The organism is Brumicola pallidula DSM 14239 = ACAM 615, assembly GCF_000428905.1.
In the GTDB taxonomy this organism is placed as follows: Bacteria; Pseudomonadota; Gammaproteobacteria; order Enterobacterales; family Alteromonadaceae; genus Glaciecola; species Glaciecola pallidula.
This window is the reverse complement of record NZ_AUAV01000017.1, coordinates 15,638-32,054: the sequence shown is the minus strand read 5'-3', so window position 1 is coordinate 32,054 and position 16,417 is coordinate 15,638. Positions and strand designations below refer to the sequence as shown.

The following is a 16,417-nucleotide window of genomic DNA, read 5'->3' as shown; positions in this document are numbered from 1 at the left end:
ACTAAATAAACTAACATGCGTTAAGTTTCTAGTGCTTAGGCTAATGCAAAGACGCTACTTGTATACTACGTAATTGGGCAAACAATGAGGTCAATATTAGCGATTTGTTTAGCCCAGGATGGCTCATACGCTTTGACGCAATTAAACAGGCTTGATAGTTTTCATAAGCGAATTCATTTTGCTTGTTTTTATATATTTCAAGCCAATGTTGCGCCAGCCACTTGGCCACTTTAGACGCATCAACTTGCCATTTTAAAGCGGCTCTATTAGCAGTATCGTTACCTTCCATTATGCCTTTTAGTGTTATTACGAAGTCATCAAAACCAATACTATCTGCGTCTTCTAACTCATTCCTAAAGGTTATGGGAGAAGAGCCATGGGCGATGAGTGCCGCTTTACTCGGCTCTGGTATTTGTAGCATGCGCAACCAATGACAGCTTTCATCGTAACTAGGTAGCGCAATGATTTGTTTCTCACAACGACTCAGTATGGTAGCAAGCAATCGCTGAGATTGGTTAGTCGTCATCAGCAAATAGGTATTTGGTGTTGGTTCTTCAAGTGTCTTTAACAAGGCATTACTAGCAGATTCAGACATGAGTTCAATTTGCGGAATAATAACCACCTTATTACCGCTTAGCTGAGCAGTTTGTGTCACTTTTGCAATTGTTTGTCTAATAGCATCAATACCAATTTGTGACTTATCTGTGGTAATAACATGTAAATCTGGATGTGAGCCTGCGTCAATTAATAAACACGATTTACATATTCCACAGGCCTCTTGTGCTGTCTTGTTAGGCTGCGCTGTCTTGTTAGGCTGCGCAAGAGCGTCATCAGATTCAAAATGGCTGGCGTTTTGAGGTTTAACATGAGTATTAGATGACACTGATTTACACAGAAGAGCCTTCGCTATTGAATGACAAAGTTGTGTTTTTCCTACATCTGCTACACCTATAAACAACAAACCATGGTGTAATTTAGCCGCTCGATAGCGCGACATTAATGCGTTAAAAGTAGTTTCCAACCAAGGATACATTATGTTTTCCTACTATTATTGTCACCATTGGATTGACTAGTTAGTAGATAGCTTGCATACCAATTTTGAAGCACAATTGTTACATCAGAATGCACCTCATCCATGGTTTGCATCGCATCTATTTCGATCGCCTTATTTGACGCAGTGACTAATTTTTTATACGTTTTCCGAGCATTTTCAAAAAATGTTAAACCTGATAACTCGATGCGATCTAATTCACCCCGCCCTCTCGCTCTAGCAAGTCCAACACTTGGTTCAACGTCTAAATAAAGAATTAAATCAGGCTCGAAATCTCCTAATGTCATTGTTCGTAAAGCATTCAACACACTTAGATCTATACCTCTCCCTCCTCCTTGATAAGCAGCGGAGGACATATCGTGGCGGTCACCAATAACCCATTTGTTTGCAGACATAGCAGGTTTGATTTTATTTTCCACTAATTGACTGCGCGCTGCGTACATTAACAATAGCTCAGTTTCTTGGGTAACAACTTCATCCCAACTTTGTTTCACACATTCTCGTATTGCTTCAGCCATGGGCGTGCCACCAGGTTCACGGGTGCACTCAACTGCATGCCCTTTGAACACTAAAAATGAACGAATTAATTCAATGACGGAGCTTTTTCCTGCACCCTCTAACCCTTCGACAACAATAAATGATGGGTTCATTACTTTCCTTTTTTCAATTGGTATTTACGAACGGCTGCATTATGTTCGGCTAAAGTTTCTGAGAATTGATGAGTTCCATCACCTTTGGCAACAAAGTAAATTGCTTGTGTTATATCAGGCTTGGCAGCAGCTTGAATAGAGGCGGGACCTGCCATCGCGATAGGTGTAATTGGCAAGCCTTTAATCACATAGGTGTTGTAAGGAGTTCTCTGTCTCAAGTGCTTTCGTGTCAAATTACCATCAAAAGTTTCACCAATCCCGTAGATAACCGTGGGATCGGTTTGCAAGCGCATGTTTTGCTTTAATCTGTTATCAAACACACCCGATATTAATCCTCGCTCACTTTCAACAGCGGTTTCTTTTTCAATAATAGAGGCCATAATCAGCATCTCGTAAGGCGAATCATATGCGGTATCAAGATATCGTTCCTGCCACTGCTGATTGATTACTATTTGCATACTCTTATAAGCACGTTTGATAATCTGTGAAGCACTTGTTTGATAATCGAAAAAGTAAGTATTAGCCAATAAACAGCCTTCCAAAGAACGATATTCATTGAGACAGAAGGAAGTATCAAAATTCGCTACATTTTCATTCGCCTCACTGTTGTTAACAAAGCCGACAACATCATCATATAACGCTTTAGTATCATCAATGTCATAATTAACTGCGTCATTATTGGCTAATAATGCTAGCCATTGCGTTAATGTAAGTCCTTCGATTAATGCAATTGAAAACTGCTTTACCTTACCTTGCGATATAGCGTAGAAAATACTTTCAATACTCGCACCAGAAGCGAATTCGTAATACCCCTTTTTTACAGTGCTGTATTGTGGATGAAGTTTTAACCATAATTTAGCAAATAGTGGATTTCCAAAAACACGTTTTTCTTTCAACTTATTTAATACTGACGTACCTGAGTCGCCTGCTTTCAACTGAATAGTTAACGTTGAGTTAGCAGTGCCGGCGTATTTATTTTCAACACCATATTGGTCAATATTTTGATAAACATAAAAAGAAACTACAACCGTAATAATGAGCAATACTAAGGCAAAAATAGCAAATTTTTTCATACTTGTTCCTGCACTATTTCAACTGAAATTTTTTGTGCTAATAGTTGACTCGATTGGGTCTCAAACTTAATACAATTGCCATTCATGTTAAGGAAAGAAACGGGCACTATTTGTGTCACTGCATTACAACTAAATACGCTTTGTGCAAATGCTAATGCTGACACATTCATTTCACAAACCGTGCAAGAAATCTTATTACGCTGCATATAATCTAATACAAATTGTCGCATAACGCCGTTAACACCTGATTTATCTAAACAGGGCGTATGCCATTGACCGTCAATACAATAAAACAAATTGGATGACGTTAATTCAATCATGATGCCTTTTGCATTTGTTAGTACTAAGTCATCAACGCCTTTGTGATCAGTCAGTTCAATTTTAGCCATCACCTGTTCTAATCTATTTAAATGTTTAATGCCTGATAATATCGGCTGCTCTGCTAATGTCATTCTAGCAAGCCCTAAACCCACGGTTCTGTTTGCGATCCGATGATAATTTTGTGAACTTGGCACCAACACCACAGAACTATGCAATGACGGTGTATATCCGCGTTCACTGTCTCCCCTAGCAATTAATAGTTTAACTACTTGGTATTCCGCTTGGTCATTTTTATTACTTAATTTATAACTATTCAAAGCAAAATCATTGATAAGTACTTTTAAGTCGTTAATAGTAAATATCACTTCGTCATTTAATATATGTAATTTTTTTGCATCTGTGAGTAATCGCATGACATGTCTATGGAGTAACTCAACCTGACCTTTATTACTTAACATGGTACTAAAACAACCGTCACCATAATTTAACGCACGATTTTTTAATGTAGGTGACTTAGTTATTATAAAACCCGATAGGTTTGTCATGTTTTGACCATGATCTTAAATATATTATTCAATGTCATTCCCCTTACTGCAGCGAATACTAAAAAGCCACGATACCGTGGCTTTTTATCATAGCAAATTGTGCTCATTCGTAACTAGTTTTTCATCAAAATAAACCAGAAATTACGCCGTCCATTTCTTAAACAATAGTGAACCGTTAGTTCCACCAAAACCAAATGAATTACACAATGCGTAATCAGAATCAAATTTTGCAGCCTTATTTGCAACAAAGTCCAAGTCACAACCTTCGCCTGGATTATCTAAGTTGATCGTCGGGGGGGCTATTGAATCGCGCAATGCTAGTATAGTGAAGATAGCTTCAACCGACCCAGCAGCGCCGAGTAAATGACCCGTCATCGACTTGGTCGAACTCACTTTTACGCTTTTTGCTGCATCACCGAAAACACTTTTCACAGCACTAACTTCAGCCACATCTCCAGCCGGTGTTGACGTACCATGAGCGTTAATGTAACCCACTTCTTTGGCTGCAATACCGGCATCCTTAAGGGCATTCTTCATGGCAGAGGCCGCACCCTCTCCATTTTCAGGAGGAGATGTCATGTGATAAGCATCACCGCTCATACCAAAGCCCACGAGCTCTGCATAAATTTTAGCGCCGCGTGCTTTCGCATGTTCATATTCTTCTAACATGACAACACCAGCACCTTCTCCCATTACAAATCCATCTCTGTCTTTGTCCCAAGGACGACTCGCTTGCTGTTGCTTGTCATTATTCGTAGATAACGCTCTAGCGGCACCAAAACCTGCGATCGACAGAGGCGTTATTGCCGCTTCAGCCCCGCCAGCTAGCATACCGTCAGCATCACCATATGCAATTAGTCGTGCAGCAATACCAATATTATGCACACCTGTAGTGCAGGCTGTTACCACATTTATATTTGGGCCTTTCAAACCTTCCATAATCGAAAGAAAGCCTGAAATCATGTTTGTAATTGTTGATGGAACAAAGAATGGAGAGACTCTTCTAGGGCCACTATTTAAAAGCTTACTGTGGTTTTCTTCGATCAACTCTAATCCACCAATACCTGAACCAATGGCAACACCAATTCGTTCCGGATCCACTTTTTCAATATCAATCTGAGCATCACGCAGGGCTTGAATACCCGCAGCAATACCAAACTGAATAAAACGGTCCATTTTTTTGGTTTCTTTCTTCGCAATATAGTCCTCAGGATTGAAGTCTTTTACTTCTCCTGCAAATTGAGTCGAAAACGCTTTTGCATCAAATCGAGTGATGTCAGCAATACCACTTTTGCCTGCTAAAATGTTGTTCCATGTAGTATCAACATCATTACCAAGGGGGGTTAGCATTCCTATACCGGTTACCACTACACGACGTTTAGTCATGATAGTCTCCATACTTTTTTGTAAAACTCAGAAATGAAAAAACGGCCCATAAAGAGCCGTTTTTCTAAAGATTCAATTACGCGTCTTTGTTAGCGTTAATGTAATCAATAGCTGATTGAACTGTCGTGATCTTCTCTGCTTCTTCATCAGGGATCTCAGTATCAAATTCTTCTTCTAAAGCCATTACTAGCTCAACAGTATCTAAAGAGTCTGCACCTAAATCATCAACAAACGAGGCTTCAGATTTTACTTCGTCTTCTTTTACACCAAGTTGTTCAATAATGATTTTTCTTACGCGGTCTTCGATGTTACTCATAATCTCTTGTTCCCTTTACGTGCTTATAAAAATTTGAACGGTAGTTTATTTGCCTACCCGGCTGCTTGCAAGACATTCCCGCAATAATGACTGTGGTCTAACCACAATTTTACTACAGAGCCGGCCTCTAAAACAGACTCTTTTTTTGCTATTTTACTTATATTTGCAATTAAAACAATAGACAAGCAACTATGACATGTACATGCCACCATTCACATGAATAGTTTCGCCTGTAATATACCCAGCTTCATCGCTGACCAAAAATCCAACAGCTGCCGCAATTTCGTTTGGTGACCCCAATCGATTTGCTGGAATATCTTTAAATATCGCTTCTTTTTGATCATCGGTTAGGTTCTTCGTCATATCAGTATCAATAAAACCCGGTGAAACAACGTTGACCGTAATACCGCGAGAAGCAATTTCTCTAGCCAATGATTTACTAAATCCTATTACTGCTGCTTTCGCCGCTGCGTAGTTAGCCTGACCCGCATTACCGGTTGAACCAACGACCGAACCAATATTCACAATTCGACCGTGTCTCTTTTTCATCATGCCGCGCAAAACCGCTTTTGATAGCTTAAAGACAGACGTTAGATTGGTCTGAATAATATCGTTCCATTCATCGTCTTTCATCCGTAACAATAGATTATCGCGAGTAATACCGGCGTTATTAACCAGAATATCTACGCTACCAAACTCTTCATTAATTTGTGTTAACAAGTCAGTCATTGAACTCTCATTGTTTACGTTAAGTACCTTTCCGGTGCCATTTGCAGCTAAATACGCTGCAATAGCAGAAGCGCCATTATCACTCGTTGCAGTGCCAATAACAGTAGCGCCCATTGAAACTAACTGTTCGGCAATTGCTTTTCCTATGCCTCGGCTTGCACCCGTTACTAAGGCTACTTTTCCATTTAAACTAAACATTATTTACCTTTCCACTAAAACGTTATAAGTCACTTGGTTGACTAAAAGATGACAACACTAAACTTTTATTAATTCTTTTATTGAGGCCTGTGAGCACTTTACCAGGACCAACTTCAATAATATCGCTTACACCTTGATCGCTCAAATACAACACTAGCTCTGTCCAGCGAACAGGCAAATAAAGTTGTCGTAAAAGCGCATCTTTAATTTTATCTGAGTCACTTTCAATGTTAACGTCAACGTTATTGACGACACTGATTAGTGGTTTTTTTAAGGTAATATCATTGAATAGTTCGGCTAGTTTTTCGGCAGCAGGTTTCATTAAGGCGCAATGAGAAGGTACGCTAACCGCAAGAGGCAACGCCCTCTTTGCCCCTGCTTCTTTGCACAATACGCTGGCTTTATCGGTTGCGTCAGATTGGCCCGCGATAACCACTTGCCCAGGTGAATTGAAATTCACCGCTGAGACAACGTGTCCTGTCGCAAGCGATACTTGCGCACAAATATCAGTAATAATACTGTCCGGCAAACCAATAATGGCATACATAGCGCCGGTTCCTGCAGGTACAGCTTGTTGCATAAACTCGCCACGGGCACGCACTAGCTTTACTGCGTCTGGTAATGAAAAAACACCCGCGCACGTCAACGCTGAATATTCTCCTAAACTATGCCCCGCTAGAAACGTGGGTAAAACGTTCTTTTTAGATATAAGCACTTTGTAAGCAGCTACACTGGCGGTTAACAATGCGGGTTGTGTAATGTGAGTTTGATTTAAATGTGTCCCATCATCTTCTTGCACGACCTTCCACAAATCATAACCCAAAGCTGCTGATGCCTCGGCGAACGTGTCTGTCACAACAGAAAACTGTTCGGCCAGTTGTTTTAGCATTCCAACACTTTGCGACCCCTGTCCTGGGAATACACATGCTGTTTTACTCATTTGTCCATCCTACCTATTGTGTGTTTCTAATTAATCACAGTTTTACTGCTAATGCGGTTAGCGCAATACATCATTGATGGTTTTTTACTCTAATACTTAACCAGTGCCGAAGCCCACGCAAAGCCGCCACCAAAGGCTTCTAGCAGCAAGTACTGACCGCGTTGTATACGACCATCTCGTATTGCAGTATCTAATGCTGTGGGGACGGTCGCTGCCGATGTATTACCATATTTCTCGAGCGTCATTACGACTTGATCAAGTGACATATCTAACTTTTTAGCAGTGGCTTTGATAATTCTAAAATTGGCTTGGTGCGGCACTAACCAGTCGATGTCTGATTTTTCAAGGTTATTGGCTTCAAGCGTTTCGATTACGACTTGACTCAACTTTCTTACCGCAACTTTAAACACCTCATTGCCCTTCATTTCACCCCAATTTTCATGCACCGATTGCTCATCACCGCGCGTTGGATTACCGATGCGTAACAAATCACCGTGTGAACCCGCTGCATTAATATGCGTGGAGAGAATACCCGGCTCTTCACTCGCTTCTATAATCGTAGCACCGGCAGCATCGCCAAATAAAATAACCATCGACCTATCTGCTGGATCAATAAGGCGACTCAAGCAATCAGTACCGATGACTAGAATTCGTTTTGCCATACCACTTTTTATATATTGGTCGGCAACGCTCAATGCATAACAATAACCAGCACACGCTGCAGCAATATCAAAAGCGGGAATGTTGTCTACGTTGAGGATTTTTTGAATTTCACAGGCTGTGCTTGGCAGTGCATAACGGCCGCTAGTGGTTGCGCAAACGATCATATCGAGATCACTCGCGTTAATTCCTGCTGCTTCTAGCGCTTTTATGGATGCTTCAGCACCCATTGTCGCGGCAGTTTCTTGCTTGCCAATTATCCGACGTTCTTTTATGCCGGTACGATCTATAATCCATTCATCTGAAGTCTCAACCATTTTTTCCAGATCTGCGTTTGAACGCACATCAGTTGGATAGTAACTACCCGTTCCTATAAATCGTGAATATATCAATTAATGCTCCATCAAGACTGATTCTATTTTTGTTTTTATTTTGTCTGGAACTGCATTTTCTGCTTCCTCATAAGCTTGTTTTATTGCGTAATAACAAGCTTCTGCCGAAGCGTTCCCGTGACTCTTAACAACAATTCCGCGCAATCCTATCAGACTGGCGCCGTTATACTGGTCGGGGTTGATACGTTGATAAAGTTTTTTCAGTAACGGCAAGGCTAATTTGCTTAATAATCGTGCGAAAAATGTTTCTATTGTCGCTTGTTTGATTTCATTGATAACTAATTTTGCAATACCTTCGCTCGATTTTAGCGCAATGTTACCGGTAAAACCGTCAGTAACGACGACATCAGCGTCACCAGAAAAAATTTCATCGCCTTCTACATAGCCAATATAGTTAACGCTTGGACAATCACGTAGCAGTTGATCTGCATGCTTGACCAGTGTATTTCCCTTTATATCTTCTTGACCCACATTTAGTAGGGCAACTTTGGGTTCATGGATATGCGAACATTGTTCAGCTAAAACAGATCCCATTACTGCATATTGAAATAGTCCTTCTGCATCACAGTTAACCGATGCACCAAGATCGAGAAGGAGTACTTTTTTACCTTGGCCTTTGGGCAGCCAAGAAATAAGTGCGGGCCGCGATATTCCTGGTAGCGTTTTGAGAACGTAATACGCTATTGCCATTAGCGCTCCGGTGTTACCCGAACTTACGCAAGCTTGAACGTCACCTGATTTGACTAAGTCGATGACTTTGCGCATAGAGGATCGTTTTTTTTTGCGAAGTGCCGTAGTCGGCTTGTCAGTCATGGTAACGACTTCATCACAGTCAACAAAATCGACGCGCAAGCGTGTTTTGACATCTAGATCATCACTAAATTGGGCGTATGCGCTAGCATGACCACAAATAGTTAATTGTAATTTAGGTAATTTTTGTAGGGAATTTCGTGCAGCAAGTAAAAGAACATGGGGGCCGTGATCGCCCCCCATGATATCTAATGCAATTTTTACGTTAGACAACTGTTATAGCCGGATTAAACAGCAATAACTTTTTTGCCTTTGTAAAAACCATCCGCCGTCACATGGTGACGAAGGTGAGTTTCACCAGACGTTTGATCAACTGATAAAGTTGCGCCTGTTAATGCATCATGTGAGCGACGCGTGCCGCGTCGTGCACGTGTCTTTTTATTCTTCTGTACAGCCATAGGTTAAACTCCTAGTCTCGCTTAAGTTCTTTTAAAACCGCAAATGGGTTTTTACGCTCTTGTTCCGGTTCGATTATTCCGAATGTCATATCATCAGGTCCTATACTGCAATTTTCTTCTGCATGAAGTGCAACAATAGGTAGTGACAAAATTAACTCGTCTTCAATTAACTGAAGTAAATCGATCTCTCCATGGTCATTAACCTCTACTGGATCAAAAGCTTCTGGTAACTCTTCCTCTGTGTCAGTGCCCTGCACGGGACTAAAACAAAAATCAACGCTAATTGAATGAGAAAATTCATGGTTACATCTCTGGCAAAGTAAGGTCACTTGCGCTTTCGCTGTTCCTTGAAAATAAGTAAGACTCTGCGCGTCTTTTAAAAACTTAATATCCACGAAAACAAGGTCATCACAAGAAATTACAGACCCGACCAATCGCTCCATTAAAGAGGTAGAATAAACGCCAACGTAGGTTGAACGCTTCATCGCACTTTTCAGCGGATCTATTAATTGGGGTAGTTTCACTTTATCCATAGCGCGCGCATTCTAAAGGTTTACCAGCGTTGAGTCAAAGATTTTAGGCGAATGGAACAAAATATAGCTAGAATGCTTGTCTTTATTTTAATAATTTAGGAACTAGTCAGCATGAATGTATTTGATCACGGCTTAATACTCGCCTCCTCTTCGCCATATCGCAAGCAACAATTAGCAAAATTGGGCCATCAATTCAACACTCAGTCTCCTAATATTGATGAGTCAAGGCGCAATGGCGAGACACCATCGACATTAGTGGAACGACTCAGCTATGAAAAAGCCCTAGCCATTCAAAAATCCTTTCCCAAATCAACGATTATTGGTTCCGACCAAGTTGCGTATATAAAGGAAGAGGAAAAAGGTAGTCGCTTATCTACTATTAACGTTCTAACGAAACCTAATTCCATTAGTAACGCAATACATCAATTAACCGCTTGTTCTGGTAAATCAGTCCGATTTGTAACTGGTTTATGCTGCCTTTCGCCAAAACATGACGCGCAAATAATTTCAGAATATGTTGACGTCACGTTTAGACAACTTAGTCAGCGTGAAATACAAAGCTATATTAACATTGAAAAGCCATTAGACTGCGCAGGCAGTTTTAAAGCAGAGGGACTGGGCATCACCCTGTTTGATAAAATTGAATCTACTGATCCGAACACACTCATAGGACTGCCACTAATCGCGTTAAATAAAATGCTAATTAATATTGGTTTTAATATTTTGCTGCTCTGATGTGCATGGTTTTAAATTAACACGCCAGGCGTTATTTAATTCAAGGTTATGCGAAATGTGAGTTTATCTATTTATAGTGACTTATTTATAGCGACGTAAAGTGAACCCGAATTAGTACAAGGGGCAAGTTAGATAGTTGGGATTAACTAAACAAATACTTTCATCATGTCAAAGCTATCAATGATGCTCAGCGGCTTATGTCTTAGCAATTCCGCCTTGTCATGCACCCCATAGGAAACCCCGACTCTGGGCATCCCAATTTTTTCAGCCATTTGCATATCGTAAATGGTATCACCTACCATTAATGCTTGTTGCGGCTCAATGTTCCATTCTTTAATTATTTGCACCAACATATCAGAACTTGGTTTCGATTCTGCTTCGTCTGCACAGCGCGATAATTCAAAGAAATGTTTTGTATTTGTATGTTTCCAAGCACGTTCTAATCCTCGACGCGCTTTACCCGTGGCCACGGCTAACCTTGCGCTCTGCTTTAAATGAATTAGCGTCTCAGTGGCTTTATCAAACAACGGACTGGCAATTTTATCTTGTTCAAGGAACACACTTTTATAATGCGTAGCGATCTCATCCGCTTTTTTATCATCAATTGAAAATAACTGCTTTATAGCTGGGTGCAGACTAATACCAATGATGTGCTCAACTTGAGCTGTTGTCGGGACCTCGATTTGCGCTAATTCAGCGGCCTTCTGCATGCAAGCAACAATTTTAGCTGCTGAATCCATCACTGTGCCGTCCCAGTCAAAAATGATATATTCAAATTTCATGGCTTTGCTTCGCTAATAATTTGCTTAGTGCGCTGTCATAGTCAGCTTCAAACTTAAGCCGGTCTTGACTGACCGGATGCCTGAACGACAGACTTTTTGCATGCAAGAATAACCGATTAAACTTCAACTTCTTTAAATGCGCATCAAATTCGTCATCGCCGTATTTACTATCCATCGCAATCGGGTGCCCTGCATGTAAACAATGCACACGAATTTGGTGTGTTCTGCCTGTTACAGGACTCGCTTCGATTAACGTAGAGCGCGCATAACTTTGCAGAATTCGGTAGCGTGTTTCAGAGGCTTTTCCTTGGTCAGAAACGGAGACCAGTCTTTCTCCACTTTTGAGTACATTTTTTTGTAATGGCGCAAGAACTTTAAAGCAATCCGCTGGCCACTCTCCGACCACTAGCGCATGATAACGTTTATCAACTTGCCTACTGCGCAATTGTTCGTGCAAATCCCTCAGAGCTGAACGCTTTTTTGCTATTAATAAACAACCGGACGTATCTCGGTCTAGGCGATGAACTAACTCCAAAAACTGGTGCTGTGGACGCAACGCCCTCAATCCTTCAATAACACCAAAATTAAGCCCGCTTCCACCATGCACAGCGAGCCCCGACGGCTTATTGAATACAATAATGCGGTCGTCCTCAAATATGATGTGACTTTCCAATGTAGAAACGCGGTTTAAGTTAACGTTGACTTGCTCTTTTACCGTTGTGCGCACCGGAGGGACGCGCACGACATCACCTATCATTAATTTGTAATCCGGCTTAACTCGTTTTTTATTTACTCTTACCTCGCCTTTTCTGACGATCCGATAGATCATACTTTTCGGAACGCCTTTGAGTTTGCTGGTTAAGAAGTTATCTATACGCTGAAACTGATTGTCTTCATCAATCTCCAGCGATTGCACACTATTATATTCTTCATTCATCTGACCATTATATCTCACCTTTGGATCAAATACGCATGCAAATCACTGTTTTTCTGAATTTTTTAAACTGTATTTCACTTACCTACCCTTGTTTATCAGCGCAATATAAGCAATAATACTACTCGGTGCGACAGTATCCATCTATTGGCAACAATACAACAGGTCAATGACTTGTTACAAAATAGAGAAACTGTCAAGTCAGCCCTACATGCCAAAATGAGTATTCGCGGGCGATATACGACACCAATTACCAACATTCAGTTTTAAAAAAATGAATGTGCGCCTTGATAACGAGTGCTAGGAAAGACATGCACTGCATTCAAAAATAAATGCAACAAGGTTAAATTAAACAGGTAAATAGACTGTTGAACAGATTTGAATTAACGCTAGTGAGGTAAGCTCATTAGTTTAAAAGATTGTAAAGGAAGCCCTAAATTTTAAAGGGTTGTTGGATTTTTAGTGCAATGAAAGTTTATAAATATGATAATAAACAAGAACTTGTAATTTCCGATATCGCATCAACGGACAATTTAACTCAGCCGTGAGGCTCAGTAAAACAGTTAATTCAAAACTGTATCTACTAGGACTATTCCTATACTGAGTTAGATACAATGAAAAGAATGTTAATAAATGCAACTCAATCTGAAGAGTTGCGTGTAGCCCTTGTAGACGGGCAGAAACTCTACGATTTAGATATTGAAAGCCCCGGCCACGAGCAGAAAAAAGCAAATATTTATAAAGGTACAATAACGCGTGTTGAACCAAGCTTAGAAGCTGCTTTTGTCGACTATGGTGCTGACCGCCACGGTTTCCTTCCACTAAAAGAAATTGCAAAAACTTACTTTCCATCTGGTTATAAACTTGAGGGCCGTCCCAACATTAAAGATGTTGTTAGAGAAGGCACACAAGTTATTGTTCAAGTAGATAAAGAAGAGCGAGGCCAAAAAGGGGCTGCGTTAACAACCTTTATTTCACTTGCAGGTAGCTATTTAGTGTTAATGCCTAACAATCCTCGTGCTGGCGGCATCTCACGAAGAATTGAAGGCGATGAAAGAACTGACCTGAAGCATGCACTAGGTAAATTAGAATTACCTGATAGTATGGGCTTAATAGTGCGTACTGCTGGCGTTGGCAAATCATATGAAGAGCTACAATGGGACTTGGGGGTTTTAGTCAACCACTGGTCTAACATTATGAAGGCGTCAGAGTCTAAACCTGCTCCTTTTTTAATTCATCAAGAAAGTAACGTCATCGTCCGCGCTATTCGAGACTACTTACGCAGAGACATTGGTGAAATACTGATCGACAACCCTGCTGTTTTTGAAAAAGCATTAGCGCACATTGAGTTGGTTCGTCCTGATTTTGTTAGTCGAGTTAAGCTTTACGAAGGCGACGTTCCGTTATTCAGTCACTACCAAATTGAAAGTCAAATTGAGTCCGCATTTCAACGCGAAGTTAGATTACCTTCTGGTGGTTCTATTGTTATTGACCCAACAGAGGCATTAACTTCTATTGATATTAACTCGGCCCGGTCGACTAAAGGCGGTGATATTGAAGAAACTGCGTTTAATACCAATTTAGAAGCAGCTGATGAGATTGCCAGACAGCTACGTTTACGTGACTTAGGTGGTTTAGTTGTTATCGACTTTATCGATATGACTCCAGTTAAACATCAACGTGAAGTTGAAAACAGAATGAAAGACGCAGTCAAACCTGACAGAGCTCGCATTCAACTTGGTCGCATATCTCGTTTCGGTTTACTCGAAATGTCTCGCCAGCGTTTACGTCCGTCGTTAGGTGAGTCTGCCTACCATGTGTGTCCGCGTTGCAGCGGCCATGGCACTGTTCGCGGAACAGAGTCTCTTGCACTTTCTGTTTTACGTATTATCGAAGAAGAAAGCATCAAGGACAATACAGGGCAAATTGAAGCGCAGTTGCCGATTAACGTAGCAACTTATCTGCTTAATGAAAAGCGACATGCATTACTGAGCGTTGAAACTCGTCATAACGTTGAATTATTGATTATTCCAAATCCTAACTTCGAAACACCGCATTATGAAATTGTGCGTCGACGTCCGGATGATAAAATTGATGATATTAGCTATAATATTGAGTTAGCTCAGGTACCGCAAACTGCTGCTGACACAACGGCCCCTAAAGTAGTTGTGCGAGAAGAGCCGGCGATTTCGGGTATGACTGCTCCGGTTCAAGCCGCTCCAGCGCCTGCTCCAACCGAAAAGGTTGAGAAAATTGAGAAGGTTGAGAAGGTTGAACCTTCTATTGTTACCAAAACTATTGCTTGGTTTAAATCACTTTTTGAAGAAGAAGAGAAGCAACCTGAGGTGGCAGTGCCGCCGCGTCGCAATAACAATAACAATAGAAATAGAAACCAAAATAAGCGCAGTAGAAATAATCCTCGAGGAAATCGTCCTGACGGTACCAGTACAGAGGAAACTAGTAAGGAAAATACATCTGAAGTTTCTACAGAGCGCCAAGATAAGCCACAAGGTGAGCGTCCTAATAATCGTAAGCGTCGCAACAATAATGATCGTCCAGATCATCAAAAGAGCGAGCAGCGTAAAACAGCACCTGAAAAACAAGATGAAAAGCCACAAGAAAGTGTTGAATTAACACCGGACACTTCATCAACGCCTAAGCCCGCTAAGAAGCGAGCACCAGCTGAACGAAGAAAGCGCAGAGACACAAGAAATACTGTGCGCGTCAATGACGATTCCCCTGCGCCAGCGCCGGGAAATCAAGCTGAAGAATCACCGTTGAACAAAACCAACGATTCTGTGCAACATGACCTTGAAAATAAGCCGGTAACAAACGTTGCAGATGCTATAGTGCAGGCACCAGTAGATGTTGAAGCGGTTGACCAAGTCGCAGTAGCATCAACAACCGTAGCGTCACCAGATACTGACGCTAACACCTCAGACGCTAACACCTCAGACGCTAACACCTCAGACGCTAACACCTCAGACGCTAACACCTCAGATGTCAGCACTACTGACGATAACAACGTATCTAAAGGCGAAACAGAAGCACCTCGTGGCAGAGGGCGACGTTCACCAAGACACGTTAGAGCTGCAGGTCAACGTCGCAAGAAAGATAAGGACGAGAAAACCACCTCAGACGATGCTGATGATGCTAATTCGGTGCAAGATGAATTGCAATTTGACGAGCCTATTGCTAGCGCGTCTAGCCAGCCAAGCGACGCACAAAGTGCTAAAGTAGCTTCAAAAACAGCGTCTCCTGAGCCTATTCAAAAGGAAATTGAGCTAGATGCTAGCGTAACTTCTACAGCAACTGTCATCACTAATGCAGAAGCAACTGTAGAAGCAGCGACAAACGCAGCTGTAGAAGCAGCGCCAACAGCAGCTGTAGAAGCAGCGCCAGCAACGACTGTTGAAGCAGCGCCAGCAACAGCTGTTGAAGCAGCGCCAGCAACAACTGTTGAAGCAGCGCCAGCAACAGCTGTAGAAGCAACGCCAACAGCTGCTGTAGAAGCAGCGCCAGCAACAACTGTTGAAGCAGCGCCAGCAACAACTGTTGAAGCAACGCCAACTGAAACTGCAGAAGCAACGCCAACAGCAATTGTAGAAGCAACGCCGGTAAAAGCTCAAACTAAAGCAAAAGAAACTAAGGCTCGAGTTCCTTATGTTAGGGTTGCAGTTAAGACTGCGTCTCACCCTATGGCAACACCGGCAAAAGTCGATATGCCATCGGAACCACAAATAGTTCACGTTATTTCTGACGATCTTAGAGGTAATGTTGGACTTGGCGGTAAGTCAGCGGTTGTTGCGAATTCAAAGTCGCAAGCTAGTTCACCGATGAAGAATACCACTTCTGGTTCATAATGCTGATTTGAGGCAGACACAAAAAAGCAGAATCAATTGATTCTGCTTTTTTTTGCTTAATGAAAGAGTAACTTGCCAACAACATTGAGCTGCTTATATTA

General features: G+C 41.5%; 16 protein-coding genes. 2 read left to right on the top strand and 14 right to left on the bottom strand.

The features are described from left to right. Positions 1-40: 40 nt before the first annotated feature. From G399_RS0107910 to yceD, 12 genes are all read right to left on the bottom strand, one after another. Positions 41-1,033 (bottom strand): AAA family ATPase, encoded by a 993-nt coding sequence (locus G399_RS0107910; protein ID WP_006011488.1) that lies wholly within the window; start codon positions 1,031-1,033, stop codon positions 41-43. Next, positions 1,033-1,701: a dTMP kinase gene (gene tmk / locus G399_RS20395; protein WP_006011487.1), complete on the bottom strand. Its 669-nt coding sequence runs from the start codon at positions 1,699-1,701 to the stop codon at positions 1,033-1,035. Before tmk ends, G399_RS0107910 begins: the two co-directional genes overlap by 1 nt. Continuing rightward, positions 1,701-2,774, bottom strand: a complete 1,074-nt coding sequence (gene mltG / locus G399_RS0107900) for an endolytic transglycosylase MltG (protein WP_006011486.1) — start codon at positions 2,772-2,774, stop codon at positions 1,701-1,703. Before mltG ends, tmk begins: the two co-directional genes overlap by 1 nt. Then, the gene (pabC, locus tag G399_RS0107895; protein WP_006011485.1) at positions 2,771-3,640 is read right to left on the bottom strand and encodes an aminodeoxychorismate lyase; all 870 of its coding nucleotides are present in this window, start codon (positions 3,638-3,640) and stop codon (positions 2,771-2,773) included. Before pabC ends, mltG begins: the two co-directional genes overlap by 4 nt. Before the next feature lie 141 nt (positions 3,641-3,781). Beyond that, positions 3,782-5,026 (bottom strand): beta-ketoacyl-ACP synthase II, encoded by a 1,245-nt coding sequence (gene fabF, locus G399_RS0107890; protein WP_006011483.1) that lies wholly within the window; start codon positions 5,024-5,026, stop codon positions 3,782-3,784. Between the two features lie 76 nt (positions 5,027-5,102). Beyond that, positions 5,103-5,342, bottom strand: coding sequence for an acyl carrier protein (gene acpP / locus G399_RS0107885; RefSeq protein ID WP_006011481.1), 240 nt, complete (start codon positions 5,340-5,342; stop codon positions 5,103-5,105). Positions 5,343-5,531: 189 nt separating this feature from the next. Beyond that, positions 5,532-6,269: a 3-oxoacyl-ACP reductase FabG gene (fabG, locus tag G399_RS0107880; protein WP_006011479.1), complete on the bottom strand. Its 738-nt coding sequence runs from the start codon at positions 6,267-6,269 to the stop codon at positions 5,532-5,534. 22 nt (positions 6,270-6,291) lie between these two features. Further along, a complete protein-coding gene (gene fabD, locus G399_RS0107875; RefSeq protein WP_006011478.1) occupies positions 6,292-7,209 on the bottom strand; it encodes an ACP S-malonyltransferase in 918 nt (305 codons plus the stop codon). A gap of 89 nt (positions 7,210-7,298) precedes the next feature. Then, positions 7,299-8,258, bottom strand: a complete 960-nt coding sequence (locus tag G399_RS0107870) for a beta-ketoacyl-ACP synthase III (RefSeq protein WP_026843571.1) — start codon at positions 8,256-8,258, stop codon at positions 7,299-7,301. A 3-nt stretch (positions 8,259-8,261) separates the two neighbouring features. Continuing rightward, on the bottom strand, positions 8,262-9,284 hold the full coding sequence (gene plsX / locus G399_RS0107865; RefSeq protein ID WP_026843570.1) for a phosphate acyltransferase PlsX: 1,023 nt from the start codon (positions 9,282-9,284) through the stop codon (positions 8,262-8,264). A 14-nt stretch (positions 9,285-9,298) separates the two neighbouring features. Beyond that, a complete protein-coding gene (rpmF, locus tag G399_RS0107860) occupies positions 9,299-9,469 on the bottom strand; it encodes a 50S ribosomal protein L32 (RefSeq protein ID WP_006011475.1) in 171 nt (56 codons plus the stop codon). A gap of 11 nt (positions 9,470-9,480) precedes the next feature. After that, positions 9,481-10,002, bottom strand: a complete 522-nt coding sequence (gene yceD / locus G399_RS0107855) for a 23S rRNA accumulation protein YceD (protein ID WP_006011474.1) — start codon at positions 10,000-10,002, stop codon at positions 9,481-9,483. 111 nt (positions 10,003-10,113) lie between these two features. Between yceD and G399_RS0107850 the strand changes: the two genes are divergently transcribed. Next, a complete protein-coding gene (locus G399_RS0107850; protein WP_006011473.1) occupies positions 10,114-10,737 on the top strand; it encodes a Maf family protein in 624 nt (207 codons plus the stop codon). A 146-nt stretch (positions 10,738-10,883) separates the two neighbouring features. Here G399_RS0107850 and G399_RS0107845 read toward each other — a convergent pair whose 3' ends face one another. Continuing rightward, positions 10,884-11,519 (bottom strand): HAD-IA family hydrolase, encoded by a 636-nt coding sequence (locus G399_RS0107845; protein WP_006011472.1) that lies wholly within the window; start codon positions 11,517-11,519, stop codon positions 10,884-10,886. After that, complete coding sequence (rluC, locus tag G399_RS0107840) at positions 11,509-12,456, bottom strand: 23S rRNA pseudouridine(955/2504/2580) synthase RluC (protein WP_006011470.1); 948 nt, start codon at positions 12,454-12,456, stop codon at positions 11,509-11,511. Before rluC ends, G399_RS0107845 begins: the two co-directional genes overlap by 11 nt. 620 nt (positions 12,457-13,076) lie before the next feature. On the opposite strand from rluC, the gene rne reads away from it, so the two are divergent. Continuing rightward, a complete protein-coding gene (gene rne, locus G399_RS0107835) occupies positions 13,077-16,316 on the top strand; it encodes a ribonuclease E (RefSeq protein WP_026843569.1) in 3,240 nt (1,079 codons plus the stop codon). Positions 16,317-16,417 lie beyond the last annotated feature (101 nt).

What these genes read in the sequence shown, in the direction of transcription:
- mltG (WP_006011486.1), bottom strand. Translation starts at nt 2,774, where the DNA reads ATGAAAAAATTTGCTATTTTTGCCTTAGTATTGCTCATTATTACGGTT.
- fabD (WP_006011478.1), bottom strand. Translation starts at nt 7,209, where the DNA reads ATGAGTAAAACAGCATGTGTATTCCCAGGACAGGGGTCGCAAAGTGTT.
- fabG (WP_006011479.1), bottom strand. Translation starts at nt 6,269, where the DNA reads ATGTTTAGTTTAAATGGAAAAGTAGCCTTAGTAACGGGTGCAAGCCGA.
- G399_RS0107910 (WP_006011488.1), bottom strand. Translation starts at nt 1,033, where the DNA reads ATGTATCCTTGGTTGGAAACTACTTTTAACGCATTAATGTCGCGCTAT.
- G399_RS0107845 (WP_006011472.1), bottom strand. Translation starts at nt 11,519, where the DNA reads ATGAAATTTGAATATATCATTTTTGACTGGGACGGCACAGTGATGGAT.
- pabC (WP_006011485.1), bottom strand. Translation starts at nt 3,640, where the DNA reads ATGACAAACCTATCGGGTTTTATAATAACTAAGTCACCTACATTAAAA.
- rpmF (WP_006011475.1), bottom strand. Translation starts at nt 9,469, where the DNA reads ATGGCTGTACAGAAGAATAAAAAGACACGTGCACGACGCGGCACGCGT.
- tmk (WP_006011487.1), bottom strand. Translation starts at nt 1,701, where the DNA reads ATGAACCCATCATTTATTGTTGTCGAAGGGTTAGAGGGTGCAGGAAAA.
- rluC (WP_006011470.1), bottom strand. Translation starts at nt 12,456, where the DNA reads ATGAATGAAGAATATAATAGTGTGCAATCGCTGGAGATTGATGAAGAC.
- G399_RS0107850 (WP_006011473.1), top strand. Translation starts at nt 10,114, where the DNA reads ATGAATGTATTTGATCACGGCTTAATACTCGCCTCCTCTTCGCCATAT.
- rne (WP_026843569.1), top strand. Translation starts at nt 13,077, where the DNA reads ATGTTAATAAATGCAACTCAATCTGAAGAGTTGCGTGTAGCCCTTGTA.
- yceD (WP_006011474.1), bottom strand. Translation starts at nt 10,002, where the DNA reads ATGGATAAAGTGAAACTACCCCAATTAATAGATCCGCTGAAAAGTGCG.
- acpP (WP_006011481.1), bottom strand. Translation starts at nt 5,342, where the DNA reads ATGAGTAACATCGAAGACCGCGTAAGAAAAATCATTATTGAACAACTT.
- fabF (WP_006011483.1), bottom strand. Translation starts at nt 5,026, where the DNA reads ATGACTAAACGTCGTGTAGTGGTAACCGGTATAGGAATGCTAACCCCC.